The 26,338-nt window shown below is 69.4% G+C and carries 21 protein-coding genes and 1 tRNA gene; 10 read left to right on the top strand and 12 right to left on the bottom strand.

Annotated features, from left to right (window positions below; translation table 11 throughout):
* Positions 1 to 53 precede the first annotated feature (53 nt).
* Positions 54 to 2,000 (top strand): amino acid permease, encoded by a 1,947-nt coding sequence (locus ACIQCY_RS05445; RefSeq protein WP_400482873.1) that lies wholly within the window; start codon positions 54 to 56, stop codon positions 1,998 to 2,000.
* Between the two features lie 6 nt (positions 2,001 to 2,006).
* On the opposite strand, the gene ACIQCY_RS05440 is transcribed toward ACIQCY_RS05445, so the two are convergent.
* Positions 2,007 to 2,585 (bottom strand): helix-turn-helix domain-containing protein, encoded by a 579-nt coding sequence (locus ACIQCY_RS05440; RefSeq protein ID WP_400482872.1) that lies wholly within the window; start codon positions 2,583 to 2,585, stop codon positions 2,007 to 2,009.
* Between the two features lie 170 nt (positions 2,586 to 2,755).
* Here ACIQCY_RS05440 and ACIQCY_RS05435 point away from each other — a divergent pair, with 170 nt between their 5' ends.
* Positions 2,756 to 4,264 carry a sodium:solute symporter gene (locus ACIQCY_RS05435; protein WP_400482871.1) on the top strand — a complete coding sequence of 503 codons (1,509 nt, stop codon included), beginning with the start codon at positions 2,756 to 2,758 and terminating at the stop codon, positions 4,262 to 4,264.
* A gap of 151 nt (positions 4,265 to 4,415) precedes the next feature.
* Here ACIQCY_RS05435 and ACIQCY_RS05430 read toward each other — a convergent pair whose 3' ends face one another.
* Positions 4,416 to 5,744, bottom strand: a complete 1,329-nt coding sequence (locus ACIQCY_RS05430) for an AI-2E family transporter (RefSeq protein WP_400482870.1) — start codon at positions 5,742 to 5,744, stop codon at positions 4,416 to 4,418.
* A complete protein-coding gene (locus ACIQCY_RS05425; RefSeq protein WP_400482869.1) occupies positions 5,741 to 7,471 on the bottom strand; it encodes a long-chain-fatty-acid--CoA ligase in 1,731 nt (576 codons plus the stop codon). Before ACIQCY_RS05425 ends, ACIQCY_RS05430 begins: the two co-directional genes overlap by 4 nt.
* 312 nt (positions 7,472 to 7,783) lie before the next feature.
* Between ACIQCY_RS05425 and ACIQCY_RS05420 the strand changes: the two genes are divergently transcribed.
* Positions 7,784 to 8,881, top strand: coding sequence for a VIT1/CCC1 family protein (locus ACIQCY_RS05420; RefSeq protein ID WP_400482868.1), 1,098 nt, complete (start codon positions 7,784 to 7,786; stop codon positions 8,879 to 8,881).
* On the opposite strand, the gene ACIQCY_RS05415 is transcribed toward ACIQCY_RS05420, so the two are convergent.
* The 8 genes from ACIQCY_RS05415 to ACIQCY_RS05380 form a co-directional block, all read right to left on the bottom strand.
* The gene (locus tag ACIQCY_RS05415; RefSeq protein ID WP_400482867.1) at positions 8,878 to 9,348 is read right to left on the bottom strand and encodes an SRPBCC family protein; all 471 of its coding nucleotides are present in this window, start codon (positions 9,346 to 9,348) and stop codon (positions 8,878 to 8,880) included. The two genes, ACIQCY_RS05420 and ACIQCY_RS05415, sit on opposite strands and share 4 nt — an antisense overlap.
* An 82-nt stretch (positions 9,349 to 9,430) precedes the next feature.
* A complete protein-coding gene (locus ACIQCY_RS05410) occupies positions 9,431 to 10,486 on the bottom strand; it encodes a zinc-dependent alcohol dehydrogenase family protein (RefSeq protein WP_400482866.1) in 1,056 nt (351 codons plus the stop codon).
* 51 nt (positions 10,487 to 10,537) lie between these two features.
* Positions 10,538 to 11,965 carry a sugar porter family MFS transporter gene (locus ACIQCY_RS05405; protein WP_400482865.1) on the bottom strand — a complete coding sequence of 476 codons (1,428 nt, stop codon included), beginning with the start codon at positions 11,963 to 11,965 and terminating at the stop codon, positions 10,538 to 10,540.
* 224 nt (positions 11,966 to 12,189) lie between these two features.
* On the bottom strand, positions 12,190 to 13,092 hold the full coding sequence (gene sucD / locus ACIQCY_RS05400) for a succinate--CoA ligase subunit alpha (RefSeq protein WP_400482864.1): 903 nt from the start codon (positions 13,090 to 13,092) through the stop codon (positions 12,190 to 12,192).
* A 13-nt stretch (positions 13,093 to 13,105) separates the two neighbouring features.
* A complete protein-coding gene (gene sucC / locus ACIQCY_RS05395; protein ID WP_400482863.1) occupies positions 13,106 to 14,272 on the bottom strand; it encodes an ADP-forming succinate--CoA ligase subunit beta in 1,167 nt (388 codons plus the stop codon).
* 146 nt (positions 14,273 to 14,418) lie between these two features.
* On the bottom strand, positions 14,419 to 15,120 hold the full coding sequence (locus tag ACIQCY_RS05390; RefSeq protein WP_400482862.1) for a hypothetical protein: 702 nt from the start codon (positions 15,118 to 15,120) through the stop codon (positions 14,419 to 14,421).
* Between the two features lie 28 nt (positions 15,121 to 15,148).
* Positions 15,149 to 17,614, bottom strand: a complete 2,466-nt coding sequence (pcrA, locus tag ACIQCY_RS05385) for a DNA helicase PcrA (protein ID WP_400482861.1) — start codon at positions 17,612 to 17,614, stop codon at positions 15,149 to 15,151.
* A gap of 111 nt (positions 17,615 to 17,725) precedes the next feature.
* Entirely contained in the window at positions 17,726 to 19,267 is a 1,542-nt protein-coding gene (locus tag ACIQCY_RS05380) for an alanine/glycine:cation symporter family protein (RefSeq protein WP_400482860.1), read from the bottom strand.
* A gap of 164 nt (positions 19,268 to 19,431) precedes the next feature.
* Between ACIQCY_RS05380 and ACIQCY_RS05375 the strand changes: the two genes are divergently transcribed.
* From ACIQCY_RS05375 to ACIQCY_RS05350, 6 genes are all read left to right on the top strand, one after another.
* Positions 19,432 to 20,067: a hypothetical protein gene (locus tag ACIQCY_RS05375; RefSeq protein ID WP_400482859.1), complete on the top strand. Its 636-nt coding sequence runs from the start codon at positions 19,432 to 19,434 to the stop codon at positions 20,065 to 20,067.
* 32 nt (positions 20,068 to 20,099) lie between these two features.
* Positions 20,100 to 20,173, top strand: a tRNA-Arg gene (locus tag ACIQCY_RS05370).
* An 86-nt stretch (positions 20,174 to 20,259) separates the two neighbouring features.
* Complete coding sequence (locus ACIQCY_RS05365) at positions 20,260 to 21,033, top strand: hypothetical protein (RefSeq protein ID WP_400482858.1); 774 nt, start codon at positions 20,260 to 20,262, stop codon at positions 21,031 to 21,033.
* Positions 21,030 to 22,562 carry a hypothetical protein gene (locus tag ACIQCY_RS05360; RefSeq protein WP_400482857.1) on the top strand — a complete coding sequence of 511 codons (1,533 nt, stop codon included), beginning with the start codon at positions 21,030 to 21,032 and terminating at the stop codon, positions 22,560 to 22,562. The genes ACIQCY_RS05365 and ACIQCY_RS05360 overlap by 4 nt, the downstream gene beginning before the upstream one ends.
* Positions 22,559 to 22,969, top strand: a complete 411-nt coding sequence (locus tag ACIQCY_RS05355; RefSeq protein ID WP_400482856.1) for a hypothetical protein — start codon at positions 22,559 to 22,561, stop codon at positions 22,967 to 22,969. The genes ACIQCY_RS05360 and ACIQCY_RS05355 overlap by 4 nt, the downstream gene beginning before the upstream one ends.
* Positions 22,962 to 23,375, top strand: coding sequence for an NUDIX domain-containing protein (locus ACIQCY_RS05350; RefSeq protein ID WP_400482855.1), 414 nt, complete (start codon positions 22,962 to 22,964; stop codon positions 23,373 to 23,375). Before ACIQCY_RS05355 ends, ACIQCY_RS05350 begins: the two co-directional genes overlap by 8 nt.
* A 3-nt stretch (positions 23,376 to 23,378) precedes the next feature.
* On the opposite strand, the gene ACIQCY_RS05345 is transcribed toward ACIQCY_RS05350, so the two are convergent.
* Entirely contained in the window at positions 23,379 to 25,286 is a 1,908-nt protein-coding gene (locus ACIQCY_RS05345) for an ABC transporter ATP-binding protein (protein WP_400482854.1), read from the bottom strand.
* 224 nt (positions 25,287 to 25,510) lie between these two features.
* On the opposite strand from ACIQCY_RS05345, the gene ACIQCY_RS05340 reads away from it, so the two are divergent.
* Positions 25,511 to 26,329, top strand: coding sequence for an amino acid ABC transporter substrate-binding protein (locus tag ACIQCY_RS05340; protein ID WP_400482853.1), 819 nt, complete (start codon positions 25,511 to 25,513; stop codon positions 26,327 to 26,329).
* The last annotated feature ends 9 nt before the right edge of the window (positions 26,330 to 26,338 follow it).

The raw sequence follows: 26,338 nt of genomic DNA, 5'->3' as shown, positions 1-26,338 counted from the left end.
AAGGAAGTGTTAAGACCGGCGAACGGGGCTCGCGGCAGACCTACTGTGATCGGGTGAGCTCATCAGTACGCACCCGAACCCCGGCCCAGGTCCAGAGCAGGAAGCGCCTCGAGCGCTGGCTGCTCAACGACTCCAGCCAGCCCACCGCCCACCAGCCCGCCACGGAGCGGACGCAGTCGTGGTGGAAGGTCATGTGCCTGACCGGCGTCGACTACTTCTCGACCCTTGGCTACCAGCCCGCCATCGCAGCAGCGGCGGCCGGCGTCCTCTCCCCCCTCGCCACGCTGATCCTGGTGGCCGTGACCCTCTTCGGCGCGCTCCCGGTGTACAAGCGCGTCGCCTCGGAGAGTCCCCGGGGTGAAGGGTCCATCGCGATGCTCGAGAAGCTGCTGCCGAAGTGGCGCGGCAAGATCTTCGTGCTCGTACTGCTCGGCTTCGCGGCGACCAGCTTCCTGATCACCATGACGCTCTCCGCGGCCGACGCCAGCGCCCACCTGGTCGAGAACCCGTTCGCCCCCACCTGGCTGCACGGCCAGGAGATCCTCATCACCGTCATCTTCCTCGCGCTCCTCTCCGTGGTGTTCCTCCGCGGCTTCCGCGAGGCCATCGGGATCGCCGTCGCCATCGTGGCGGTGTTCCTCGTGCTCAACCTGGTGGTCGTCGCCGTCGCCGTCGGGCAGATCGTGGCGCAGGACGGCATCGTGACCGACTGGTGGACGGCGCTCACCACGCAGCACGGCAACCCGCTGATCATGGTCGGCCTCGCCGTCCTCATCTTCCCGCGCCTGGCCCTCGGCCTCTCGGGCTTCGAGACCGGCGTCGTCGTCATGCCGCAGATCGACGGCAAGCCCGGCGACACCGAGGAGAACCCGGCCGGCCGCATCGCCGGCGCACACAAGCTCCTCACCTCGGCCGCGCTGATCATGAGCGGGTTCCTCATCGCCTCGAGCTTCGTGACGACGCTGCTCATCCCCGCCGAGGCCTTCGAGGAGGGCGGACCCGCCAACGGCCGCGCGCTGGCCTACCTCGCGCACCTCTATCTCGGCGACGGCTTCGGCACCGTCTACGACATCTCGACGATCAGCATCCTCTGGTTCGCCGGCGCTTCCGCCATGACCGGCCTGCTCAACCTCGTACCGAGGTACCTGCCGCGCTACGGCATGGCTCCGGCCTGGGCCAAGGCCGTGCGGCCGCTCGTGCTGGTCATCACGCTCATCGCCATCCTGGTCACCTTCTTCTTCAAGGCCGACGTCGAGGCGCAGGGCGGCGCGTACGCCACCGGCGTCCTCGCCCTCATCACCTCCGCCTCCGTCGCGGTGACCCTCTCGGCCCACCGCAGGCACCAGCGCGGCAGGACCATCGGCTTCGGCATCGCGACGATCGTCTTCGTGCTGACCACGGCGGTGAACATGGTCGAGCGGCCGGACGGGCTGAAGATCGCCACCTGCTTCATCCTCGGCATTATCGTGATCTCCTTCATCTCCCGTTCCCGGCGCGCGTTCGAACTGCGGGCCACGAGCATCCGCATGGACGAGGCGGCGCTCTCCTTCGTCAGCGCGCAGGACGATGGCGACATCCTGCTGATCGCCCACGAGCCGAAGCGGCTGAGCGGCTCGGCCTACCGGCACAAGCTCCAGCATGCCTGCGCCGTCTCGCACTTCCCGGACACCGCGAGGCCCCTCTTCATCGAGGTGACCGTGGATGATTCCTCCGACTTCGAGACGGAACTGCGCGTGCGCGGCGTGGTGCGCCACGGCTTCCGCATCCTCGAGGTCCACAGTTCCAACGTGCCCAACACCATCGCCGCCGTCATGCTGCACATCCGCGACATCACGGGGCTCATGCCGCACGTCTACTTCCGCTGGACCGAGGGCGATCCGGTGGCGAACCTCTTCAAGTTCCTCTTCACGGGCGAGGGTGAGATAGCCCCGGTCACGCGTGAGGTGCTGCGGGCCGCGGAACCGGACGTGACCAGGCGCCCCTGGGTGCACGTGGGCTGAGGCGGGCTACTTCCCCGAGGCCGCGGGAACGAGCGTCCACAGCACGACGGCTTCGCGATCGTCCGGGTTGAGCCACGTGTGCGGCTCCCTGCCCGGGAAGGTCACGGTGTCCCCGGTCTCCAGCTCGTAGCGATCGTTGGAGAAGATCAGCACGAAGCGCCCCTCGACCACATGCAGGGTCTCCACCTCGCAGTCCACCGAGTAGAGCTCGTCCTCGCCCCTCCCATGGGGTTCGACGACGGCGCGGATCATCTGGAGCCTGCGCTCGGACCGCGCCGTGACGAGGCGCTCGTTGATGCCCTGCCCACCCAGGCTGATCCGGGGCGCGTCCGCCAGCCTCGTCAGGTGCGTCTCCGGCACGAGGAACAGGTCCCCGATGGAGATGGACAGCACCTGGCAGAGCGTCACGAGCGACGCGACGGACGGCGACGTGAGGTCCCGCTCGATCCTGCTGAGGAAGCCCTTGGTCAGCCCCGTGGAGTCGGCGACCTGCTCGATCGTCATGCGCTGGGCCTGCCGCGCGGCTCGGATGCGCGACCCGATGGCGACCGGAGCATTGGTGGGCTCAACAGGCAGGGCCTTCATGCGTGTCCTCTCCTACGGCAGATCAGGAAGCGTACCCGTCATCCGGTGATGACGAGGGCGTTACACGAGCTTGCCATGATTGACGCGTGAGCGGCGTCACGCGTAGCTTACTGGTCAACAATAGTTGCCTCGCGGGCATCCGAGTGGGAACACGATCGAAGGGCTCGTCCATGCAAGCACTCAACATCGCCATCGTGGTGGCATACCTCGTCGCCATGCTCGCCTTCGGCTGGTGGGGCAAGTCCCGCACGCGGAACGCCAGCGACTACCTCGTGGCGGGCAGGCGCCTCGGCCCCTTCCTCTATACCGGGACCATGGCCGCCGTCGTGCTCGGTGGCGCGTCGACCGTCGGCGGGGTGGGCCTCGGCTACCAGTACGGCATCTCGGGGATGTGGCTGGTGGTGGCCATCGGCACCGGCGTGCTGCTGCTGAGCCTGCTCTTCGCCCCCACCATCCAGAGGCTGAAGATCTACACGGTCTCCCAGATGCTCACGCTGCGGTACGGGCACCGTGCAACCAGGGTCTCGGGCATCGTGATGCTCGCCTACACGCTCATGCTGTGCGCCACGTCCACGGGCGCCTATGCCACCATCTTCGTGGTGCTCTTCGGGTGGGACCGCGCACTGTCCATCGCCGTCGGCGGGGCCATCGTCCTCGTGTACTCGACGATCGGCGGCATGTGGTCCATCACGCTGGCGGACATGGCGCAGTTCGTCATCAAGACCATCGGCGTCTTCGCCCTGATGCTGCCCTTCTCGCTGGCCGCGGCCGGCGGCTTCTCCGGCATCGCGGAGCGCGCGGACGCCGAGTTCTTCAGCATCACGGGCATCGGCGCGCAGAGCATCATCACGTACTTCGTGGTCTACACGCTCGGCCTGCTGATCGGCCAGGACATCTGGCAGCGCGTCTTCACCTCCCGCACGCCCGAGATCGCCCGCTGGGGCGGCTCGGCCGCCGGGATCTACTGCATCCTCTACGGCGTCGCCGGCGCCGTGATCGGCATGAGCGCCAGTGTCATCCTGCCCGCCATCGAGTCCCGGGACGACGTCTACGCGGATATCGCCCTCAACGTCCTGCCCATCGGCATCGGCGGCCTCGTCCTCGCCGCGGCCGTCGCGGCCATGATGTCGACGGCGTCCGGGGCGCTCATCGCGGCCGCCACCGTGGCGCGCACCGACGTCGTCCCGTTCGTGGCCGGCCGGTTCGGAGGCGGCAGGTTCGCAGGCGGTGGGGAGCGGACGACGTCGGACCACGACGTCCGCTCGAGCCGCTGGTGGGTGCTCGGCCTCGGCCTGGTCACGATCGCCCTCGCCGTGATCGTGCAGGACGTGGTGGCCGCCCTGACCATCGCGTACGACATCCTCGTGGGCGGGCTCCTCGTCGCGATCCTCGGCGGCCTCGTGTGGCGCCGCGGCAACGGGATCGGGGCTGGGGCCTCCATGGCCGCGGGGAGCCTCGTGACCCTCGGCGTCATGGCCTACCTCGAGTTCACGGCCGAGAACCGGTACGACGGCATCTACGCCAATGAGCCGATTTACTACGGGCTCGCGGTCTCCGCCGTCACATATGTCGTCGTCTCCCTCATCACCCGCCCCACCGCGCCCGAGGTGATGGAGGCCTGGGACCGCCGGGTTGCCGGTGAGGTTCCCGACGACGTCCCCATCGACGCGATGCACTGACCCGGCGGCACAGACCCGGCGGCACTGACCCGGCGGCACTGACCCGGCGGCGCAGCTCCGGGCCAGGAGGCCAGCACGAAGGAGGGCTACCGGCGGTTGCCGATAGCCCTCCTTCGTGCTGCATCCGGGAGTGGACGCCCCGGGGCGTCCCTCAGCGACCCGCGGCCGAGGATCCGCCCCGGCCACCGTCGGTATCGCCTGCGGAATCGCCGGCGGAGCGGTTGGCATCCGGCTGTTCGACCCTGCGCTCCTGCGTGCCCGGCCGGTCGTCGGCTTCCTCGGCGGCCACCGCGGCGGCGGCGACCTTCGTGCCCTGCTCCTCCTGGGGCGTCGAGCTCAGGCCGTGGCCGGTCTCGTCGAGGGCCGTCTGCTTCTCGGCCGCGTCCACTTCGGCGTCGGTGATCTCCTCATCCCTCTCCTGGTTCCACGCCTTGATCGCAGCCCAGCCCACCGCGGCCACGGGGACGGACAGGATGGCCCCGATGATGCCGGCGAGGATGGTGCCCGCCGTCAGGGCCAGCAGGATCACGAGGGCGTGCACCTGCAGCGTGCGGCCCATGACCACCGGCTGCAGGAAGTTGCCCTCGAGCTGGTTGACCACGATGACCGCGACGACGACCATGAGCGCCACGAACGGGCCGTTGGCGACGAGGGCGATCAGCGCGGCGAGCACTCCGGCCAGCGTCGCGCCGACGAGCGGGATGAATGCGCCGATGAACACGATCGCGGCCAGCGGCAGCGCGAGCGGCACTCCGAGGAACAGCAGCGCGAGGCCGATGAACACGGAGTCCACGAGGGCCACGATCGCCGTGCCGCGCACGTAGCCGCCGAGGACGGCCATGCTGCTGTAGCCGACGCGGCGGGCCTTCACGAGGCGCTTGCCCTTGAAGGCCCGCAGCACGAACGCCCAGATCTTCTCGCCGTCCTTGAGGAAGAAGAACAGGATGACCACCATGAGCAGCGCACCGGCGAAGAAGTTGCCCGCCGCGCTGAGGCCGGAGATGGCGCCCGCGCCGACCGTGCTGCTCGTGGCGAAGTCGACGGCCCAGTCGCGGGCCTGCTGGATCTGCCCGTCATCGATCGGGATGGGTCCGTTCTGCGCGAATTCGTAGAGCTTGTCGAACCCCTCCGTCGCCGAGGACACGAGTTCGCCGGCCTGCCCCATGACGGCGAAGACGATGCCCGTGATCAGTCCGCCGAAGACGAGCAGGAGCAGCAGGAAGGAGACCGTGGTGGCCGTCGACGCACCCCAGCCCTTCCGGCGCAGCCAGTTGACGAAGGGGACGATCGCCGCCGCCAGGATCAGCGCCAGCAGCATCGGGATCACCACGAGCCGCACCTGGATCAGCGCGTACACGGCCACCACGGCCAGCACCAGGAGCAGAAGCACCTGCGCGGCGCGGGTGCTGGCGTTGCCGAGGCTGTCCCGCCAGGGGCCCCTCGAATCGGGCGTTTCCGCCCGCGCTTGCGTGGAGGTCATCGATTGTCACCTTTTCCTTCGGCACTGAGGCCATCGTTGAGCAATTGCGTGCGAACCTCGCGCCGGAGGACCTTGCCGATCAGGGATCGCGGGAGCTCCTCCGCCTGCACGATGGTGCGCGGGACCTTGTAGGCGGCGAGCAGGTCGCGGCAGGAGGAGCGCAGGGCCTCGACGTCGAGGCCCGCCCCCTCGGCGAGGACGACGACGGCGACGACGTCCTCGCCGCCACCGGCCCGCGGAAGCCCGACGACGGCGGCGTCCGTGATGCTCGGATGCACCCGCAGGGCGTCCTCGACCTCGCTGGGCGCCACGTTGAACCCGCCGGTGATGATCAGTTCCTTGATGCGGTCCACGATCGTCAGGAAGCCGTCGCCGTCCATGCGGACGATATCCCCGGTGCGGAACCAGCCGCCGTCGAGCAGCGTGGCATGGGTCTCGTCCGGCTTCCGCCAGTAGCCCTGGAACACCTGGGGTCCACGGATGAGCAGCTCACCCGGCTCGCCCGGTGCGCGGTCCTCCGCGGGGTCGGCGGGGTCGACGATGCGGACGTCGGTGCCGGGGAACGGCACGCCCACGGTGCCGGGGCGCCGCGTCGGGCCGATGGGGTTGCCGGCCGCGACGGGCGAGGTCTCCGTCAGGCCGTAGCCCTCGATGAGGTAGCCGCCCGTCACCGCTTCCCAGGTCTCGACCGTGGACTGCGGGAGGTTCATGGCGCCGGAGATCGCGAACCTGATGCTGCGGAGGTCCACGCCGCGCTCGGCCGCCCCGGCAGCGAGCCGCTCGTAGATGGGCGGCACGGCGGGCAGGAAGGTGGGCGGGCTCTTCTTCACGGCGTCGAGCACCAGCCCGACGTCGAAGCGCGGGAACAGGACGAGCCGGGCACCGATGCTCATCGCGAAGGTGAGGCACAGGGTCAGCCCGTAGGCGTGGAACATGGGCAGGACGGCGTAGACGGTCTCCCGCCCCGCCTCCAGGCCAGGTACCCACGCCCGGCCCTGGGCTGCGTTCGCCAGCAGGTTCCGGTGCGTGAGGATGGCTCCCTTGGGGATGCCGGTGGTGCCGCTCGTGTACTGCAGGACCGCGGTGTCCCCGGCGGCCGGACGCGGGTGCCGGGACGGCAGCGGCCGGTGGCGGAGCAGGTCCCGCCACGCAACGACCTCCCGCGGGCCCGTGAGCTTCTCCGTCGTCGTGAGCGCCGCCCTCGCCTCGCGGGCACGCCGGACGGGGAGCTTCAGGGCCAGTCGCCGGGTTGCAGGCATCGCGGCGACGAGGTCGACGGTCACCACGGAGGTGACGGGGATGTCAGCGGGCAGCCGCTGGACGCGGGGTGCCACCCGGTCCCACACGATCGCCACCTTGGCGCCGTGGTCCTCGAACTGGTGCCGCAGCTCGCGGTCGGTGTAGAGCGGGTTGTGCTCGACGACGATCGCGCCGAGGCGGAGGACGGCGTAGAAGGCGATGATGTGCTGGGGGCAGTTGGGCAGCACGAGGGCCACGCGGTCCCCTGCGCCCACACCGAGGTCCCGGAGGCCGGCAGCCGCCCGCGCGACCGCGTCCCCCAACTCCCGGTAGGTGGTCGGGGCGCCGAAGAACTCGAGGGCTGTTCCCTTCGCGTACGTCCGCACCGACGCCTCGAGCAGGTCGGACAGCGTCCCCTCGGGCACCTCGAAGGACCGGGGCACTCCGGGCGCGTAGCTCTCCACCCATGGTCGGGCTGCCAAATCCATAAGCCTGCTTTCTGTTATCCGTTCGACTGTATCGCGGGTCGGCCGGTCACGGTACCCGGGTCCCGCCCGACGCCGCTGGTGGCGGACCCGGTCCGTCCGCCGTCCGGTAGGATGGTGGGTCGAAGGGGAGTAGCTCCGCATCCACGGGATGTGCGGCCTGTCGACATACTGGCACCGAAGGTGCCCGGCAATCCACCGGTTGATCCGGCGAGCGAGACCTTCGGCCGAAACGACGTAGCTGCGTTCCCCGGCCGGAGCTCCCTGCTTCGGTCCGGGGCGCGCACCTGCACCCGAGCAACCCGGAGCATCCCTGTGACACCCCCTGAACAGTCCCCTTCCCGGAACGACATCAAGCGCTGGCGCCAGTACCTCGCCGACGAGCGCGGTGAGGCCGCGACCTACCGCGACCTGGCCCGCCGGAGGACCGGCGAGGAGCGTGAGATCCTGCTCGGCCTCGCCGAGGCCGAGGGCCGCCACGAGGCACACTGGCTCGCGCTGCTCGGCAACGACGTCGGGCGACCGCTCCGGCCCTCCGTGCGGAACCGGATCCTCGGGGTACTCGCCCGGCGCTTCGGCTCGGTCTTCGTCCTCGCGCTCGCGCAGCGTGCCGAAGGACGCTCCCCCTACGCGTCCGATCCCTCCGCCACCAGCGCGATGGTGGCGGATGAACAGATCCACGAGGAAGTGGTGCGCGGCCTCGCGACCCGCGGTCGCAACAGGCTGTCCGGCAACTTCAGGGCCGCGGTGTTCGGCGCGAACGACGGCCTCGTCAGCAACCTCGCACTGGTCATGGGTATCGGGGCCACCGGAGTCTCCACATCCTTCATCCTGTTCAGCGGACTGGCCGGCCTCCTGGCGGGCGCCCTGTCCATGGGCGCCGGCGAATACGTGTCCGTGCGGTCCCAGCGTGAGCTCCTGTCCGCGACACGCCCCACGCAGATCACCCTCACCGCGGCGAAGGAGCTCGACATCGCGGCCAACGAGCTGGTGCTCGTCTACAGGGCACGGGGCATGACCCCGGCGGCGGCGGAGCACCGGGCGGCCGAGCGGCTCGGGCTGTACAGCTGCGACTGCGATCCGAGCTTCTCCCTCGAGCCGGAGGAGGACGACGCCGTCGACCAGCACGAGGCGGTCGGCACCGGCCTGGGAGCCGCGGCCTCGAGCTTCTGCTTCTTCGCCTCCGGCGCCATCATCCCCGTGCTCCCGTACCTGATGGGGCTGGGCGGGGCGACCGCCGTCGTCGTCGCCTGCGTACTGGTGGGCCTGGCGCTGCTGGCCACCGGCGCCGTCGTCGCCCTGCTCTCCGGAGCCTCGCCGCTGCGGCTGGCGCTGCGGCAGCTCGCCATCGGACTCGGTGCGGCCGCGGTGACCTACCTCCTCGGCCTGCTCTTCGGCACGTCGGTCGCCTAGGAACCGCCGCGCCCCTGCAGGACGTGGTCCTCGAGCTTGCGGAGCGTCGCCTCGATGCTGGCCGGGTGGCGGCGGGTGAAGCCCAGGAGCCTGAAGACGACCCGCCAGGGCACCGCGCGGCCGTCCCACTCCTCACGGACGAGCGTCGCATCTCCGCGGGGCTCGAGCGTGTACCGCCAGACGTGGGCCGAGAAATGGCGCCACGCGATGCGCCGTCCCTCCTCGAACTCGACGACCCGGTTGAGGATCTTGTAGGGCGCCCCGATCCTCATGTCCATGCCGAACCGCGCGCCCAGCGACAGTCGCCCGGGCCCGTTGGGTTGCTCGCCGCGCACGGTGCCCGAGCCGTCGATCACACTGTGGAGGGCGGGGGTCGCAAGGATCTCGAAGATGCGGTCGGCCGGCGCGGGGATGAGCCGTTCGCGGGAGATGAGGTAGGCGGAGTCCGTACCGGGCGTTGTCGTCATGCCCTGATTCTGCCCGGTTTCCGCAGGCCCGCGCACAAAGGGCCCCTCCGGCAGGAGGGACCCTTCGGCCGTGCACCCATGGTCAGGGCTTGAGCAGCACCTTGATGGCCCGGCGTTCGTCCATGGCCCTGTAGGCCTCGGCGACCTCTTCGAGCGGCATCTCGACGTCGAACACCCGGCCCGGGTTGATGGTCCCGTCGAGGACGTCCTTCAGCAGTTCCGGGATGTAGGTGTGGGCGGGTGCCATGCCGCCGCCCACCGTGATGTTCTTGGCGAAGAGGTGGCTGATGGGCAGTTCCGGCCCGCCCGCGGGGACCCCGACGAAGCCGAGGTGCCCGCCGGGGCGCGTGCTGCGCAGCGCCTGGTCCATGGACTCCTTGGTGCCCACGCACTCCAGGACGGAATCGGCCAGGACTCCCCCGAGCAGTTCGCGCACCTTCTCCACGCCCTCGTCACCCCGCTCGGCGACGATGTCGGTGGCCCCGAATTCGCGGGCGAGGGCCTGCCGGTCCTCGTGGCGGGACATCGCGATGATGCGCTCCGCTCCGAGGCGCTTGGCGGCGAGGACACCGCACAGGCCTACGGCGCCGTCACCCACGACGACGACGGTGCTTCCCGGGCCGACGTTCGCCGAGACGGCGGCGTGGTGGCCGGTGGACATGACATCGGAGAGGGTCAGCAGGCTGGCCGTCAGGGCGGCGTCGGGCTCGGTCACGCCGTCGACCCTGCGCAGCGTGCCGTCCGCCTGCGGGACGCGGACGGCCTCGCCCTGTCCGCCCTGCACGTAGTCACCGTGCTCGTCCGTGCTGCCCCAGCCGGTGAGGTGGTCGCACGCCACGGTGACGCCGTTCAGGCACTGCGGGCACGTACCGCAGCTGTCCACGAACGGCGCGATCACGAAGTCGCCGACCGCCAGGTCGCGGACGTCGTCGCCCACCGACTCCACGACACCCACGAACTCGTGCCCGATGGCCTTGGGCTCCTTCGTGGGCCGCACGCCGCGGTAGGGCCACAGGTCGGATCCGCAGACGCAGGACGCGGTGACCTTCACCACGGCATCCGTGGGCCGGACGATACTCGGGTACTCACGGTCCTCGACGCGGATATCGCCGGGTCCGTGGATGATGGTGGCGCGCATGGTGTCTCCTAGAAGCTTGCCGGAAGCAATCGATAATCCCCCCTGGCCACCCTACCGCCGGGTCCTGCCTGCGGCCTGCCTGAACTGCTGCTCCAGTTCCTCCAGCGTCTTCCCCCGGGTCTCGGGGATGTACCGGCGGGCGAAGAGGATGGCCGCGACGCCGAGGACCACGAACACGAAGAACGTGGTCGAGATGCCGATGGCGTCCATGAGGATCGGGAAGCCGAGGCTGACGGCGAAGTTGACCATCCAGAGGACGAAGACGGCCGCACCCATGCCGAGGCCGCGCAGGCGCATCGGGAAGATCTCGGACAGCATCAGCCAGGTGACGGGTGAGATGGCGCCCTGCTGGAAGGCGAGGAAGGTCACGGTGAGCGCCAGGATGAGGAAGCCCCTCGCCGTGCCTTCGGGCACCAGCAGGGAGACGACGCCGATGGCGAGCAGGGCGGAGGTGGTGCCGATCTGGCCCGCCAGCAGCATGGGACGGCGGCCTGCCTTGCCGAGCAGCCAGATGCCGACGAAGGTCGCGGCGACGGAGATGACGCCGTTGGCGATGTTCGCCGTGAGTGCCGCCTGCGTCCCGAAGCCTGCCACCATGAGGATCTGCGTGCCGTAGTACATGATCGAGTTGACGCCCGTGATCTGCTGGATCACGGCCAGGCCGAGGCCGACCACGACGATCCGGCGGAGCCAGGGCTCGCGCAGGTCACGGAGGCTCGCGTGCTCCCGCTCGCGGTCCTCGATGGCCAGCGACCTGACCTCCTCGTACTCCTGCCGTGCGACCGCCGGCGGGCGCAGCAGCTGCAGCACGCGCAGGGCGACCCCGAAGGCACCGTGGGCCGCGAGCCACCGGGGGCTCTCCGGCACGAAGTGCATCCCGATCCACAGGCCGACCGCCGGAAGCGTCGCCAGGACGAGCATCCAGCGCCAGATGCCGGAGCTGTCGCCGAAGACGTTGCCCAGAAAGGCGCTGGTGGTGAAGGCGATCAGCTGACCCGTCACGATCATCAGCTCGTTGCGGGTGACCGTCTGCCCACGGTGCGCCGCCGGTGAGAGTTCCGCGAGGAAGATGGGCACCATCACTGAGGCACCGCCCACCGCCAGCCCGAGGACCAGCCGCGAGGCGGCCATGACCGTGACGTCCGGCGCGAGGGCGGTCCCGAGGGTGCCGAGCAGGAACACCACGGCGAGCACGAGAATCATCCTCCTGCGGCCGTGGGCGTCCGCCAGCCGGCCACCGACAAGGGCACCGAACGCCGCGCCGAAGACCAGCGAGCTCGCGACGAGTCCCTCGGTGAAGGCGGTGAGCTCCAGGTCGTCCACCATGAAGGGCAGGGCCCCGTTGATGACCCCGGTGTCGAAGCCGAACAGCAGCCCGCCCAGGGTCGCCACCCATGTGACCCGCCTGAGGTACCTCCGCTGCTGGTCGCCGTCGGTACCCGCCGCGTCCACCGTGCCACTCCGCGTCACGCTGCTCATCGCCCGCCGATCTCCTGCTGCTCACTGTGATCCGCGAGCCCGGGTCAGGGCCGCGGGCCGAAAAACGTCCCTGTTCACGCTACGTGCCCGGCCATCGCTCCCGCAGGGGCTCCGGATGCCGGGTCCGCGTTGACACGACCGCATCCCCTGTTCGTGCCGGGCCCGCAAAGACGAACAGCCTCCCTCGCAGGAGTGCGGGGGAGGCTGTCGCGGGAGGAGCGATGTCAGAGCGTCGCGTAGACCTCGCGGAGCAGCTTCGCGGTCTCGGAGGGCGTCTTGCCGACCTTGACGCCAGCGGCCTCGAGGGCCTCCTTCTTGGCCTGGGCGGTTCCGGCGGAACCGGACACGATGGCGCCCGCGTGGCCCATGGTCTTGCCCTCGGGGGCCGTGAAGCCTGCGACGTAGCCGACCACGGGCTTCGTGACGTGAGCCTTGATGAACTCCGCGGCGCGCTCTTCGGCGTCGCCGCCGATCTCGCCGATCATGACGATCGCCTTGGTCTCGGGGTCTGCTTCGAACGCCGCCAGGGCGTCGATGTGCGTGGTGCCGATGACCGGGTCACCGCCGATACCGATGGCCGTGGAGAAGCCGAGGTCACGCAGTTCGTACATCATCTGGTAGGTCAGCGTGCCGGACTTCGAGACGAGGCCCACACCGCCCTTGCCGGTGATGTTCGCCGGGGTGATGCCCACGAGCGACTCCCCGGGCGTGATGATGCCGGGGCAGTTCGGGCCGATGATCCGGGTGACCTGCTTGCCGTCGGCGTCGACCTTCGACTGCGCGAGGGCCCAGAACTGGGCCGAGTCCTGCACGGGGACGCCTTCGGTGATGACGACGACGAGCCCGATCCCGGCCTCGATGGCTTCGATGACGGCGTCCTTGGTGAAGGCCGGCGGAACGAAGACGATCGATACGTCCGCGCCGGTCTCCTTGATGGCTTCCTCGACGGTGCCGTACACGGGGAGGGTGACGTCACCGTGGGTGACGGTGGTACCGGCCTTGCGCGCGTTGACGCCGCCGACCACCTGGGTTCCGGCCTTCAGCATGAGGGCGGTGTGCTTGGTGCCCTCGCCGCCCGTGATGCCCTGGACGATGACCTTCGAGTCCTTGTTGAGGTAGATAGACATGGGGGTGTTCCCTTTACTTTCCGTAGGCCAGCGCGGCAGCCTTGTCGGCGCCTTCGTCCATGGTGTCGGCGATGGTCACCAGCGGGTGGTTGGCCTCGGCGAGGATGCGGCGGCCCTCTTCGACGTTGTTGCCGTCCAGTCGCACCACGAGGGGCTTGTTGGCCTCGTCGCCGAGGATCTCGAGGGCCTTGACGATGCCGTTGGCGACGGCGTCGCATGCGGTGATGCCACCGAAGACGTTCACGAAGACGCTCTTGACCTGGCTGTCGTTGAGGATGACGTCGAGGCCGGCGGCCATGACCTCGGCGGACGCTCCGCCTCCGATGTCCAGGAAGTTGGCGGGCTTCACGTTGCCGTGCGCCTCGCCGGCGTAGGCCACGACGTCGAGGGTCGACATGACCAGCCCCGCGCCGTTGCCGATGATGCCGACCTCGCCGTCGAGCTTGACGTAGTTGAGGTCGTTCTCCTTGGCCTTGGCCTCCAGGGGGTCCGCGGCGTCCTTGTCCTCGAGGGCGGCGTGGTCCGCGTGGCGGAAGCCGGCGTTCTCGTCGATGGTGACCTTGCCGTCGAGGGCGACGATGTCACCGGCGCCGGTCTTCACGAGCGGGTTGACCTCCACGAGCGTGGCGTCCTCCTTCACGAAGACGTCCCACAGCTTGAGGATGGTGTTGGCCACGCCCTCACGGAGCTCGGGGGCGAAACCTGCGGCGTCGACGATCTCCTCGGCCTTGGCCTGGTCGATCCCGGTGCCGGCGTCGACCGCGATGCGCGCCAGCGCCTCGGGACGTTCGACGGCGAGCTGCTCGATCTCCATGCCGCCCTCCACCGAGCACATGGCGAGGTAGTTGCGGTTGGAGCGGTCGAGCAGGACGGAGAAGTAGTACTCCTCGGCGATGTCGGCGCCCTGCGCGATCATCACCGTGTGGACCGTGTGCCCCTTGATGTCCATCCCGAGGATGTCCGAAGCGTAGGAGTAGGCCTCGTCGGGGGTCTTCGCGACCTTCACGCCGCCGGCCTTGCCGCGACCGCCCACCTTGACCTGAGCCTTGACGACGACGACGCCGCCGATCTTCTCGGCTGCTGCCTTTGCTTCTTCTGGGGTGTGCGCCACGATGCCGGCGAGCACGGGAACTCCGTGTGCCTCAAAGAGATCGCGCGCCTGATATTCAAACAGGTCCACGGGCTAGAGTCCTTCTACGTCGAAGTAGGTTTACAAGAGGGAACTTTAGCCCCTCGGGCCTGAGGCCTTTTCCAGACTACCGGTTTAGTGAGTAAGGCCACACTTCTATCCTGCGTAGAAAATCGGCCCTCGTTCGTTGGGCTTTTTCACCCGAATTCGGTGACCGATTCGCGGTTCGCGGTGAAGCCTTTTCCACTCCCGAGGTTGCCGCAGATCATGCCGTCCCGTCCGGGTCCGCAGCGGAAGCCACGCAGTTCGACGGCTTGGCCCCGTTCGAGGACGGGAAGCCGTGAGATCGGACCGCCCCTGTCCTGGACGCCCGCCGCGAACTCCGCCTCCATGGGCGTCATCCCGATGCGGCAGCTCCCGTACGCGAAGGTATCGGCGGTGAGCATGAGGGTGCCGCCCTTGAAACCGAGGTTCGTCCCGTTGCAGTCGTCCGCGGCCTCCGCCGGTGCGGGATACGCGGCGAGCTCACAGTAGGCAGCGTCCACCTCGAGTTCCGTGTCGTCCTTCTCGCCGCCTGCCATCCGCGGGTCCACCGGGTTTGCGAACACGCCCCCCTGCTTGGTGCTGATGGCGCAGTAGGCGCTCCGGTCCGCGCCGAGCACCGCGACGGAGGCGGCGTCGGGCGGGAGTCCGAGATCCTCGGGCGACAGGGCGTCCATGGCGGTGAGTTCCTCGAGGGGCCCGGGGGCGGCGGGCGTGGGGTCCACCACCGGGGCGGACGCCGGCAACTGCACGCAGCCGGCCAGGAGCAATCCCGCGAGGACGGCGCCGGCGGCGGCTGCCCTCCGCCTGTCCGGCCGCAGCCTCGTGGAGGTCTCCCCCATCGGGGTCTTCCCCATCGTCGTCTCCCCCACTGCGTCGAACCGGTCAGGCCACCTTGGTCAGCGGCGCGTAGCGCAACAGCAGCCGCTTCTCCCCGACATCGAACCGGACCTTGGCCACGGTCTTGTCGCCTGCTCCCTCGACGGAGAGTACCGTGCCGTTCCCGAAACTCGCGTGGTTGACGTGGTCCCCGACCACCACCGAGACGACTTCCTTCTGGGGCTGCACGCGTCCCACGCTCTTCGAGGCCGCCGGCGCGCTGCCGTTGAAGCCGCCACCGCTGGCACCCCAGTAGGACCCGCTGAAGCGCGGGCCGCTGATGCTGCCGCTGGAGGTCCAGGCGGACTTGGCCGCGCCCTCGCGCTTCCAGGAGATCAGGTCCTCGGGGATCTCGCTGACGAACTGGCTCGCCGGGTTGTACTGGCTCTGGCCCCACATGCTGCGCACCTCGGACCGGCTGATGTAGAGCCGCTGCCGCGCGCGGGTCAGGCCCACGTAGGCCAGGCGCCGCTCCTCCGCGAGCTCCTTCGGATCGGTGGCGGAGCGCTGGTGCGGAAAGATCCCCTGTTCCATGCCGGTCAGGAAGACCACGGGGAATTCCAGGCCCTTGGCGGTATGCAGCGTCATCAGCGTGACTACGCCCTGCCGGTGCGCCTCCTCGACGGCGCGCTGCACCTCGGCCGCGGAGCCGTCCGGTGCATCCGGGATCTGGTCCGCGTCCGCCACGAGGGACACCTGTTCGAGGAAGTCCCCGAGCGTCCCCTCGGGGTTGTCCCGTTCGAATTCACGCACGACGGCGACGAGTTCGGCGAGGTTCTCCACGCGGGACTCGTCCTGCGGATCGTTGCTGGTGCGGAGCTGTTCGAGGTAGCCGGTCTGCTCCAGCACGGCCTCGAGGGCAGCGGAGGCGCCCGAGCCGCTCGCCACTTCCGCGAGGTCGTCGATCAGCTTCACGAAGCCGGCCACGGCATTGACCGAGCGCGTGGCCATGCCGGGCGCCTGGTCAGCCCGTCGCAGCGCCTCCATGAAGCTGACCCGCTCGCGTTCGCTCAGGGCCGCGATGGCATACTCGGCGCGGTCACCGATGCCGCGCTTGGGTTCGTTCAGGACACGGCGCAGGTTGACGACGTCGTCGGAATTGACCAGGACGCGCAGGTAGGCGAGCGCGTCCTTGATCTCCTTGCGCTCGTAGAAGCGCGTGCCCCCGACCACCTTGTAGGGCAGCCCGACGCGCAGCAGGATCTCCTCGATGGACCGCGACTGCGCGTTGGTGCGGTAGAAGATCGCGACGTCCCCGGGGCGGAGGTTCTCCTCGTCCTGGAGCCGGTCGATCTCCTCCGCGATGAAGCGGGCTTCCTCGTGCTCGTTCTCGCCCACGTAGCCGACGATCTTCTCGCCGCTGCCCTCGGCGGTCCACAGCCGCTTCTCCGGCCGGTTCGGGTTGCGTGAGATGACGGCGTTCGCTGCGCTGAGGATGTTCTGGGTGGAGCGGTAGTTCTGCTCTAGCAGGATGGTCCGGGCGCTCGGGTAGTCGTTCTCGAACTCGACGATGTTGCGCACGTCCGCGCCGCGGAAGGCGTAGATGGACTGGTCGGAGTCGCCGACGACCGTGAGCTCGGCCGGGTCCTCGGTGGACTCGCCCGGCACGCCGACGATCTCCCGGACCAGGGCGTACTGGGCGTGGTTGGTGTCCTGGTACTCGTCGACGAGGACGTGGCGGAAGCGACGCCGGTAGTAGTCGGCCACCCCTGGGAAGGCCCGGAACATGTAGACCGTCTGCGCGATCAGGTCGTCGAAGTCCATGGCGTTGGCCTGGCGCATGCGCTGGGCGTACCCGGTGTAGACCTCGGCCACCGCCTGCTCGAAGGGATCGGAGAGGTTGACGCCCGAGGCGAACGTCTCCTCGTCGATCAGCTCGTTCTTGAGCGCGCTGATCTTGTGCTGGATTGCCTTGGGCGCGAACTTCTTCGGGTCGAGGTCGAGCCCCTTGGCGACGAGCGTGATGAGGCGCAGCGTGTCCGCGGAGTCGTAGATGGAGAAGTTCGAGTTGAGGCCGACGGACGCGGCTTCACGCCGGAGGATCCGCACGCAGGAGGAGTGGAACGTCGAGATCCACATGCGCTTCGCGACGTCGCCGATCAGGGCCTCGATGCGCTCCCGCATCTCGGCTGCGGCCTTGTTCGTGAACGTGATGGCCAGGATCTGGCCGGGGTGGGAGCGGCCGGTGGCCAGCAGGTACGCGATCCGGTGGCTCAGCACGCGGGTCTTGCCGGAGCCCGCACCGGCGACGATCAGCAGCGGGGAGCCGCCGTGCTTCACGGCTTCTTCCTGCTGGGGGTTCAGGCCCATCAGGAGTTCCTGGGCGCGGTGCTCGTCCACGCCGACCCGCGAGGGCACGTGGCCGGCCGCGGGATCCGTGGGCTCGGCGGCCGCCGCCATCGCCGCCTCCCGTGCACGCTTCTTCTCGGCAGGCGTGGGCGGGGAGACGTAGGGATCGAAGAGCATGTCCATGATCCTTCAATTCTAGGCCGTGCCCCCGACACTCACCCCGGGCCGGCCCCGGACACGGTGCTGCCCCCGCCGGCACGCCGGCGGGGGCAGCTGTGGCCGGGGCAGGTGTGCCTATGCCCCGGTCTGGAGTTCGTCCTTTTCGATGCCGAGGATGAGGAGCTTCCCGCTCTTGCGGTCCGCGAGGTACTCGCGCATCTCCCGCTTGATCACGGGGAGCAGGAAGTACACGCCGAGCAGGTTGATGAACGCGCAGACGAACAGCGCGGCGTCGGCGAAGCTGATGACCTGGCTGAAGGTCAGCACGCACCCGGCGACGGTGAAGAACAGGAAGATGACCTTGTAGGTCACCTCCGCCACCTTGCCGCGGCCGAACAGGAACTCCCAGGCCTTGAGTCCGTAGTAGGACCAGGTGATCAGCGTGGAGTACGCGAACAGGACGACGGCGATGGCCAGGACGATCGGGAACCACGGCAGGACCGTCGCGAAGGCATCCGAGGTCAGGATCACGCCGTCGGGCGTATCCCCTCCGCCCTGAACCTGGTTGATGCCCGCCTGCAGGCTCGGGGCCCCGGCGATCACGATCGCGAGGGCAGTCATGGTGCAGATCAGCACGGTGTCCACGAGCGGCTCGTAGAGGGCCACGAAGCCCTCGCTGACCGGTCGGCGGGTGCGGACGGCAGAGTGGGCGATGGCCGCGGAGCCGACGCCGGCCTCGTTGGAAAAGGACGCCCGCTGGAAGCCGACGATCAGCACGCCGAGGATGCCGCCCGCGATGCCCTGAGGGTTGAAGGCGCCACTGATGATCGCACCGAAGGCAGCGGGCACCTGCCCGATGTTCACGATGATGACGAACAGGCACGCCAGGACGTAGACGCCGCCCATGGCCGGGACCAGGCGGGACGTCGTGGCGCCGATCGACTTGATGCCACCGAGGATGACGACGGCGACCAGGAAGGCGAGGACGACGCCGAAGATGAGGGCGGCTCCGGCGCTGCCGAGGAAGCCGTCCTCGCCACCGGTCACGTTCTGCACCTGGGCGAAGGTCTGGTTCGCCTGGAACATGTTGCCGCCCGCCACGCCGAAGATCAGGATGGCGACCGCGAAGATGCCGGTCAGGATCTTCGCAGGGATGCGGCCGAGCTTCCGGAAGGCGATCGGCAGGTACTTGAACGGCCCGCCGCTGATGGTCCCGTCCTCGTGGACCTCGCGGTACTTCACGCCGAGGGTGCATTCGGCGAACTTCGTGGCCATGCCGATCAGTCCCGCGCAGATCATCCAGAACGTCGCTCCGGGCCCGCCGAGGGCCATGGCGGCGCCGACACCGGCGATGTTCCCCAGGCCGACGGTGCCCGAGAGTGCGGACGTGAGGGCCTGGAAGTGGGGGACCTCGCCCGGATCGTCCTTGGAGGAGTAGCGCCCCCGGACCACTTCGTAGCCGACCTTGAGGCCACGGAACTGGGGAACCCCGAAGTAGATCGTGCAGATGATGCCGGCAAGGATGAGCCAGGCGACGACGGCGGGGAAACTGACGTCCCCGATGGTGATGGGGAAGAAGACGATGCTCGAGAAGATCTCGGTGGGTTTCGCGAAGGCGTTGTTGATCGCCTCATCGACGGCCGCGAGCCATCCGACGTCCTCTGCCACAGGTGCCATGGGTAGTGCGGAGTGAATTGCCATCCCACCAGAAAACCCTGCTTCGACTGTGAAGGCAATCACAACCTCGCGCAGACCGGGTGATGGCACCTCATCGCTCTCCGGTCCGCGCAGCGTCGGCAGCGTCCTGTGCGGGCGTCCGGCGGGTCGCCCATACTGGGACGGTGGCAAAGACGAGGGCGCAGATCGCACGCAAGCACCGACCCGGCACGGCGGCGGCTCCACCCTCCGCTGTGCCCGGAAAGAGCCAGAAGACCAACGCGGGCCTCATCCTGATCGCAGCCGCCGTCGCCTCCCTGTTCCTCTTCTGGTACTTCCATCTGCTCACGCTGGGCCAGATGACGCAGTTGTCCGACGGGCTCACCATGCCGGACATGATGGTGGGAGGATACGACGCCGGGTACGCGCAGCGCCTGCGCGAGGCCATGGACGACGACGCACGCGGCCAGTTGAGCTACCTGCACAGGACCGCCGGCACGCTGTTCCCGCTGATCTTCTCCTTCGCCTGGCTCCTCCTGGTGCAGCTCAACGTCGCACGGCGCCCGCTGCGCTGGCTGCTGTGGTCGCCCGTGATCCTGTTCGTCGTCGTCGACCTGTGGGAGAACATCGCCATCGACACACTGCTGGCCCAGTCCGCACCCGAGGCCGGGGCCGTGGCACTGGCCTCGACGCTGACCGTCCTGCGCTGGGTGCTGCTGGCGGTGAGCCTGGTCGCCGGAGCGGCGTCCGTCTTCCTACCACGGCGCGTGCGTGGACCTGCGGGCGAGCGCGGGAACCGGGACGAAGAACGGGTAAGCTAGGACCGCCGGATCGGGAGCAACACCGGGTCCGAGCCTCTGTAGCTCAGTAGGATAGAGCGTCCCTCTCCTAAAGGGAAGGTCGTCGGTTCGATTCCGGCCAGGGGCACACAGTGTCACCGAAGGGTGGCGGAGCAGGAGGATGGGCACGTCTGCCCATCCTCCTTTTCGTGGGTGCCCGGTAGGTTGGACCCCATGGGGGACTACATGGAGGGGCCGGCGCGGCTCGTCAGGATATCGGTTGCCGCCTGGCAGTCGGCGCAGGCCATGGCAGGACAGCCCGGGGACGACGGGCACGGGGCAGGCGGTGGCCACCCCGATGCCGGCAGCGCTGCGCGGCAGGAACTGGGTTTCGCGGGCATCGCCTCCGAGGACGGGCTGACCGACACCTGGAAGCAGGCCCTGACCGTCGTCGCCGAGCCGCAGATCGTCGTCCGCCTCACCGCCACCTACAACGGCATCTCGGGGCAGAGCACCCTCAGCCTTGCCGGAGCGCGCGTCGTCTGCGTGCACCGACGCCGTGCATTCGAGTCGACGGCCGACGGCGGCGTCCGCATCACGGGCACCGAGCCGGCGGTCGAGGTCAGTCTCTTCTCCACGGACGACTTCTGGCATGGCGTACGGCGCATCCTCCCGCCCCTCCCCCAGCTCCGCGCCGGCGCAGCGGAGGCCACCTCCGTCCTGGACGCGGATTCCGGGGTCGACGCCCCGGAGGCGCTCGACGTCGCCCGGAAGTGCACCTCCCAGGTCACGGCCGAACTGGCCTGGAACGTCGGAGGGACGCCGAGAGGGTGGGCGGGCATGTGGGCGCTGCGCGACGACCAGCTCTACTCCATCAGGACGCGGCGCGTGGACGACCGACCGGCCGCCGTCGTCGTGCCCGTGCAGGCCGGGCATATCGCGCGGGAGATCGGTTTCGCGCTCACCGGGGCGCTGGCTGCTGCCGGGGTGCGGGGCGGTGCGGCATGACGGGCCTGGTCGGTATGAATCCGGGCCAGGTCCGGGACCTCGCCCGCCTGCTCGAGGTGTCCTCGCGCTCGCTCGAGGACATGGCGTCCCTCGTCGGAACCGCGGTCCGGGGGACGTCCTGGGGCGGGGGCGACGCCGAGCAGTTCCGGCATGCCTGGTTCAGCCGGCATGCGCCCGTCCTGCGCCAGGTCGGGGCCGCGCTGCACGAGACGTCCCGCACGGCCCTGGCCGACGCGGACCAGCAGGAGGACGCGAGCTCCGTGACGACGGCCGGAGGCGGCGGATCCGACGGTGCCGGCAGCGGATCGGCGCGTCGCGGAGGTGACGAGGGCTCGGGCAACCCCTTCACGGATCTGTGGGATGACGCAGTCGACGGCGTGGACGGCGTGATCGACACGATCGGCGATGGCGTCACCCGGGGCGGGGACTGGGCGGAGGACGGCCTCGACTGGGGCATCGGCCTGCTGTCGGACGCGGGCGGCTTCATCGCCGCCGGCGTGGGGGAGCTCCCCGGCGAGGTGGCCGGCTCGACACCCGACGTCACCGAGGACCTGCTGCACTTCGGCGGGCTCTTCCTGGGCAGCGAGCCACCCTCGGTCACGGAGGTCGTGGCCGGGGGCGCGCTCCTCGCGGGAAGTGCCGGGAACCTCGCCTACCGGATCGGCACCGTCGGCACGGAGGATCCGCACTTCCTCGACGACGGCGCGGCGACGATCGGCGACGCGATCCCACTTCGGGACGGCACGCGGGAGATGGCCGTCGACGAGGACGACGGGGGCTTCTCGCCGGTCGTGATGCCGAGTTCCCTGTCAGCCATCGCCGAGGGCACCGCTGCAGCGTACGGCGACGCGGCGGTGGCCGGCGCAGAGGATGGAGCCGTGCGGATCACGACGGTGGACGGCCCTGGCGGCCCCGCCTATATCGTCTCGATCCCGGGCACGCAGGCGTGGACGCCGAGCGGCGATACACCCGCCGACCTGACCGGCAACCTCGAGGTCGCCTCGGGCCAGTCGTCGACGGCCTCCGAAGCGGTGAGGCTCGCCATGATCGGGGCCGGTGTCCCGTCCGATGCGCCTGTCCTGCTGTCCGGTCACTCGCAGGGCGGGATGATCGCCATGGAGTTGGCCGGGGATGCGGCGTTCCGCGACCGGTTCGAGGTCACCAATGTGATGACCTTCGGCTCGCCCGTCGACATCGCCGCCGTGCCCGACCACATCGACGTCGTAGCCTTCCAGCACTCCTCCGATCTCGTGCCCCGCGTCGACCTCGGTGGCCTGCGCGTCGACCGGAGCCTGCCCGAGAGGCCGAACGGAGCGGACGTCATCACCCTGCCCGACCCGGACGGGTCGCCCTGGTACGATCCGCTGGGCAACCACGACTACAACGGATATGTCGTTTCCATCGCAGCGGCAGAGCCGGCCGGTGGCCCCGCCGACGCCTATGGTGAGGACTCGTCCTTCGGGCGGTTCCTCTCCTCGGACCCGGCCGCCGTCACGGGCGTCGTCGTTCCCGTCAGTAGGAGGCAGTGATCAAGCAGAGCATCAAGCACGTTCGGACAGCAGGGGTCGTCGCAGCGGTACTGCTGGTGCTCCCCGCGTGCTCCGACACAGCGACGGCGGACCCTGAGGCGTGGGCGACGGCTCTCGAGGACGTCCCCGGGGTGACGTCCGCGGACGTGGAGTTCGGCAGGTACGGTCCGGGGAACCAGGCGGACGTCACTGTCAGGACCGCCACGAACGACTCTGCCGAGCTGGAGCAGATTCTCCGGGAGTCCGTCGCGGTCTTCGTCGATGTGACGGCCGACATGGACACCTTCGCCCTCGACTACTCGGTGCGGACCGCGGACGGCACACGCGCACTCCACCCGGAGGGCATCGGGTGGGACAGCAGCCCCATCACGTTCCTGCGCGACGACGTCGCCGAGGCCGATGGCTGACCCTGCGACCATCACGGTCACCGCCCTGTGCCTGCTGGACGGCACCGGCCGCCTGCTCCTGGTGCGCAAGCGCGGGACGGCGCTCTTCATGCAGCCCGGCGGCAAACCGGACCCGGGCGAGACGCCCGCCGAGACCGGCGTGCGGGAGCTGTCCGAGGAACTGGGCCTCGCGGTCGGGGCGCAGGACCTCACCCTGCTCGGCGTCTGGGAAGGGCCGGCCGCCAACGAGGCCGACACGCAGCTGGTGGCCACCGTCTTCCTGTGCCCGCTGACCGCCGAGCCATCCCCCGCGGCCGAGATCGAGGAGTTCGACTGGCTCGACCTCGACCGGGCGCGGCACCGCTCGGACCTCGCCCCGCTGCTGACCGACTACGTGGTCCCCGCACTGCTGTCGCTGCGCGGCTGAACGCTAGACGCCCGTGAGCGCCTCGGGCTCCTCGTCCACCGCCACGTTCTTCTGCACCGCGAACTGCGTGCGGTGCAGTTCCTCGTAGCGGCCGCCGACGGACAGCAGTTCGTCATGCGTGCCCCGCTCCACGATCGCGCCGTCCTCGACCACGAGGATCATGTCGGCGCTGCGGATCGTGGACAGGCGGTGGGCGATGACCATCGCCGTCCGGCCCTCCAGCGCCTCACTCAGTGCGGCCTGCACGGCCGCCTCCGACGTCGAGTCGAGCGCCGCCGTCGCCTCGTCGAGGATGACGACGCGCGGCTGGGCGAGCAGGAGCCTCGCGATGGTCATGCGCTGGCGCTCGCCGCCGGAGAGCCGGTAGCCGCGCTCGCCGACCATGGTGTCCAGCTGGTCCGGCAGCGACCGGACGAGGGGCTCCAGCCGGGCGCGCCGGACGGCGTCCCACACCTCGTCCTCCGTGGCAGCCGGCCTCGCGAGCCGGAGATTGGAGAGGATCGTCTCGTGGAACAGGTGGCCGTCCTGCGTGACCATGCCCAGGGTGTGCCGCATCGAGGCGAAGGTGACGTCCCGGACGTCGGTCCCGGCGAGGCGCACGGCTCCGCTGTCGACGTCGTACAGGCGCGCGAGGAGCTGGGCGATGGTCGACTTGCCGGCGCCCGAGGTGCCCACCAGGGCGACCGTCTGGCCGGGCTCGATCCGGAAGGACACCCCGTGCAGCACCTCCTCGCCTCCGCGGGTGTCCAGCGTGGAGACCTCCTCGAGCGATGCGAGCGAGACCTTGTCCGCCGAAGGGTACGCGAAGCGGACGTCGTCGAACTCGACCGCGACCGGACCCGCGGGGATCGCGACGGCGTCGGGCTTCTCCTGGATGAGCGGTTCCAGGTCGAGCACCTCGAAGACGCGCTCGAAGCTGACGATCGCGCTCATGATCTCCACCCGGGCGTTGGCGAGGCTCGTCAGGGGTGCGTAGAGGCGCGTGAGCAGGAGGGCGAGGGTGACCACCTCGCCGGTGTCGAGCTGCCCGGCGAGCGCGAGGAAGCCGCCGACCCCGTAGACCAGGGCCAGCGCCAGCGCTGAGACGAGCATCAGCGCGGTGAAGAAGACGAACTGCAGCATCGCCGTCCGCACGCCGATGTCCCGCACGCGCGCTGCACGGACACGGAACTCCTCGGCCTCCTCGTCCGGCCGCCCGAAGAGCTTGACCAGCGTGGCGCCGGGGGCCGAGAAGCGCTCCGTCATCTGCGTGCTCATGGCCGAGTTGTGGTCGGCTGCCTCCCGGCGGAGCGCAGCGAGGCGGCTGCCCATGCGGCGCGCAGGGACCAGGAAGATCGGCAGCATGACGACGGCGAGCACCGTGACCAGCCAGGAGGTGCTCAGCATGACAGCGAGCGTGAGGACCAGGGCCACGAGGTTCGTGACCACCCCGGAGAGGGTGCCGCTGAACGCCTGCTGCGCACCGATGACGTCGTTGTTCAGCCGGCTCACCAGCGCCCCCGTGCGTGTCCTCGTGAAGAAGGCGATGGGCATCTTCTGCACGTGGTTGAAGACGGCGGTGCGGAGATCGAGGATGACGCCCTCCCCGATGCGGGCCGAGTACCAGCGCGTCACGAGGGACACGGCGGCATCCGCCACGGCGACCAGGGCGATCACGACGGCGAGCCACACGACGGTGCGCACCTCCCCGCGGGCGACGATCACGTCGACCACCTGCCCGGCGAGGACCGGAGTGGCCACCGCGAGGAAAGCGCCCGCCACCGACAGGATGATGAACAGCACCAGCTTGGACCGGTACGGCACGGCGAAGGTGAGGATGCGGCGGACCGATTCCCTCGAGAAGCCGTGCTTGCCGTCCTTCGCCGTCGAAATCTTGTAGAGCGAGCTCCAGGCCGCGCCTTCCATGCTCATAGCGATTTCCTTCCATGGACGCCGGATCCAGCTTAGGTCCCCGGTTCCTGGGCCCCCGCCGCAACACTTCGGAACAATAAGTGGATGCTCCGGTGTTCACCTCAGTAGTGTTCAACTCCGGCCCCGATCGGGTGGAGCGGACGTACCTAGGATTCAAGCCGTCCGCGGCTCCTTCTATTTCCCCCACCCGCCGTGCCCGCCCATCCGAGACCGAAGGAAATTCCATGACCCACCGCTTGTCCATCCTTGGTGCAGCCGCAGCCCTCACCCTCGCCCTCGCGGGCTGCGCGACGTCGACCCCGGCCACCGAGGGCGGCGGCTCCGAGTCCGCGGCACCGACGGGCCTGCAGGAGATCCAGGACGCCGGCGTCCTGGCCGTGGGCACGGAAGGCACGTACAAGCCCTTCAGCTATCACGAGGAAGGCAGCGGCGAGCTCACCGGGTACGACGTCGAGGTCATCACCGCCGTGGCGGAGAAGATGGGCGTCGAGGCCGAGTTCCAGGAGACGCAGTGGGACGCGATCTTCGCCGGACTGGAAGCAGGCCGGTTCGACGTCATCGCCAACCAGGTCTCCATCACGGACGAGCGCAAGGAGACGTACGACTTCTCCGATCCCTACACCGTCAGCTCGGGCGTGATCGTGACGTCCGCGGACAACAACGACATCTCCTCCTTCGAGGACCTGTCCGGCAAGACGACCGCGCAGTCGCTGACCAGCAACTGGTACGAGCTCGCCACGGAGGCCGGTGCGAACGTCGAGCCCGTCGAGGGCTGGGCGCAGTCCGTCACGCTCCTCGAGCAGGGCCGCGTGGATGCCACGATCAACGACGAGCTGACGTACCTCGACTACCAGAAGACGAACAACAACGCCGGCATCAAGATCGCCGCGACGACCGACGAGACCTCCGAGAGCGCCGTCGCCGTCCGCAAGGGCAGCACCGAACTCGTGGACGCCATCAACACGGCCCTCGGGGAACTGCGCGCCGACGGCACGCTCGCCGAGATCTCCGAGAAGTACTTCGGCTCCGACGTCAGCGAGTGATGCCGGCAC

The organism is Arthrobacter sp. NPDC092385 (assembly GCF_044755105.1).
Taxonomy (GTDB): domain Bacteria; phylum Actinomycetota; class Actinomycetes; order Actinomycetales; family Micrococcaceae; genus Arthrobacter_D.
The sequence above is the reverse complement of the archived record's forward strand: the minus strand, read 5'-3'. Positions and strand labels throughout refer to the sequence as shown.

Excerpts from the sequence above, each read along its gene's own strand:
- ACIQCY_RS05440 (WP_400482872.1), bottom strand. The coding sequence starts at position 2,585 with ATGAAGGCCCTGCCTGTTGAGCCCACCAATGCTCCGGTCGCCATCGGG.
- ACIQCY_RS05435 (WP_400482871.1), top strand. The coding sequence starts at position 2,756 with ATGCAAGCACTCAACATCGCCATCGTGGTGGCATACCTCGTCGCCATG.
- ACIQCY_RS05430 (WP_400482870.1), bottom strand. The coding sequence starts at position 5,744 with ATGACCTCCACGCAAGCGCGGGCGGAAACGCCCGATTCGAGGGGCCCC.
- ACIQCY_RS05425 (WP_400482869.1), bottom strand. The coding sequence starts at position 7,471 with ATGGATTTGGCAGCCCGACCATGGGTGGAGAGCTACGCGCCCGGAGTG.
- ACIQCY_RS05415 (WP_400482867.1), bottom strand. The coding sequence starts at position 9,348 with ATGACGACAACGCCCGGTACGGACTCCGCCTACCTCATCTCCCGCGAA.
- ACIQCY_RS05410 (WP_400482866.1), bottom strand. The coding sequence starts at position 10,486 with ATGCGCGCCACCATCATCCACGGACCCGGCGATATCCGCGTCGAGGAC.
- ACIQCY_RS05405 (WP_400482865.1), bottom strand. The coding sequence starts at position 11,965 with ATGAGCAGCGTGACGCGGAGTGGCACGGTGGACGCGGCGGGTACCGAC.
- sucD (WP_400482864.1), bottom strand. The coding sequence starts at position 13,092 with ATGTCTATCTACCTCAACAAGGACTCGAAGGTCATCGTCCAGGGCATC.
- ACIQCY_RS05390 (WP_400482862.1), bottom strand. The coding sequence starts at position 15,120 with ATGGGGAAGACCCCGATGGGGGAGACCTCCACGAGGCTGCGGCCGGAC.
- pcrA (WP_400482861.1), bottom strand. The coding sequence starts at position 17,614 with ATGGACATGCTCTTCGATCCCTACGTCTCCCCGCCCACGCCTGCCGAG.
- ACIQCY_RS05380 (WP_400482860.1), bottom strand. The coding sequence starts at position 19,267 with ATGGCACCTGTGGCAGAGGACGTCGGATGGCTCGCGGCCGTCGATGAG.
- ACIQCY_RS05365 (WP_400482858.1), top strand. The coding sequence starts at position 20,260 with ATGGGGGACTACATGGAGGGGCCGGCGCGGCTCGTCAGGATATCGGTT.
- ACIQCY_RS05360 (WP_400482857.1), top strand. The coding sequence starts at position 21,030 with ATGACGGGCCTGGTCGGTATGAATCCGGGCCAGGTCCGGGACCTCGCC.
- ACIQCY_RS05350 (WP_400482855.1), top strand. The coding sequence starts at position 22,962 with ATGGCTGACCCTGCGACCATCACGGTCACCGCCCTGTGCCTGCTGGAC.
- ACIQCY_RS05345 (WP_400482854.1), bottom strand. The coding sequence starts at position 25,286 with ATGAGCATGGAAGGCGCGGCCTGGAGCTCGCTCTACAAGATTTCGACG.
- ACIQCY_RS05340 (WP_400482853.1), top strand. The coding sequence starts at position 25,511 with ATGACCCACCGCTTGTCCATCCTTGGTGCAGCCGCAGCCCTCACCCTC.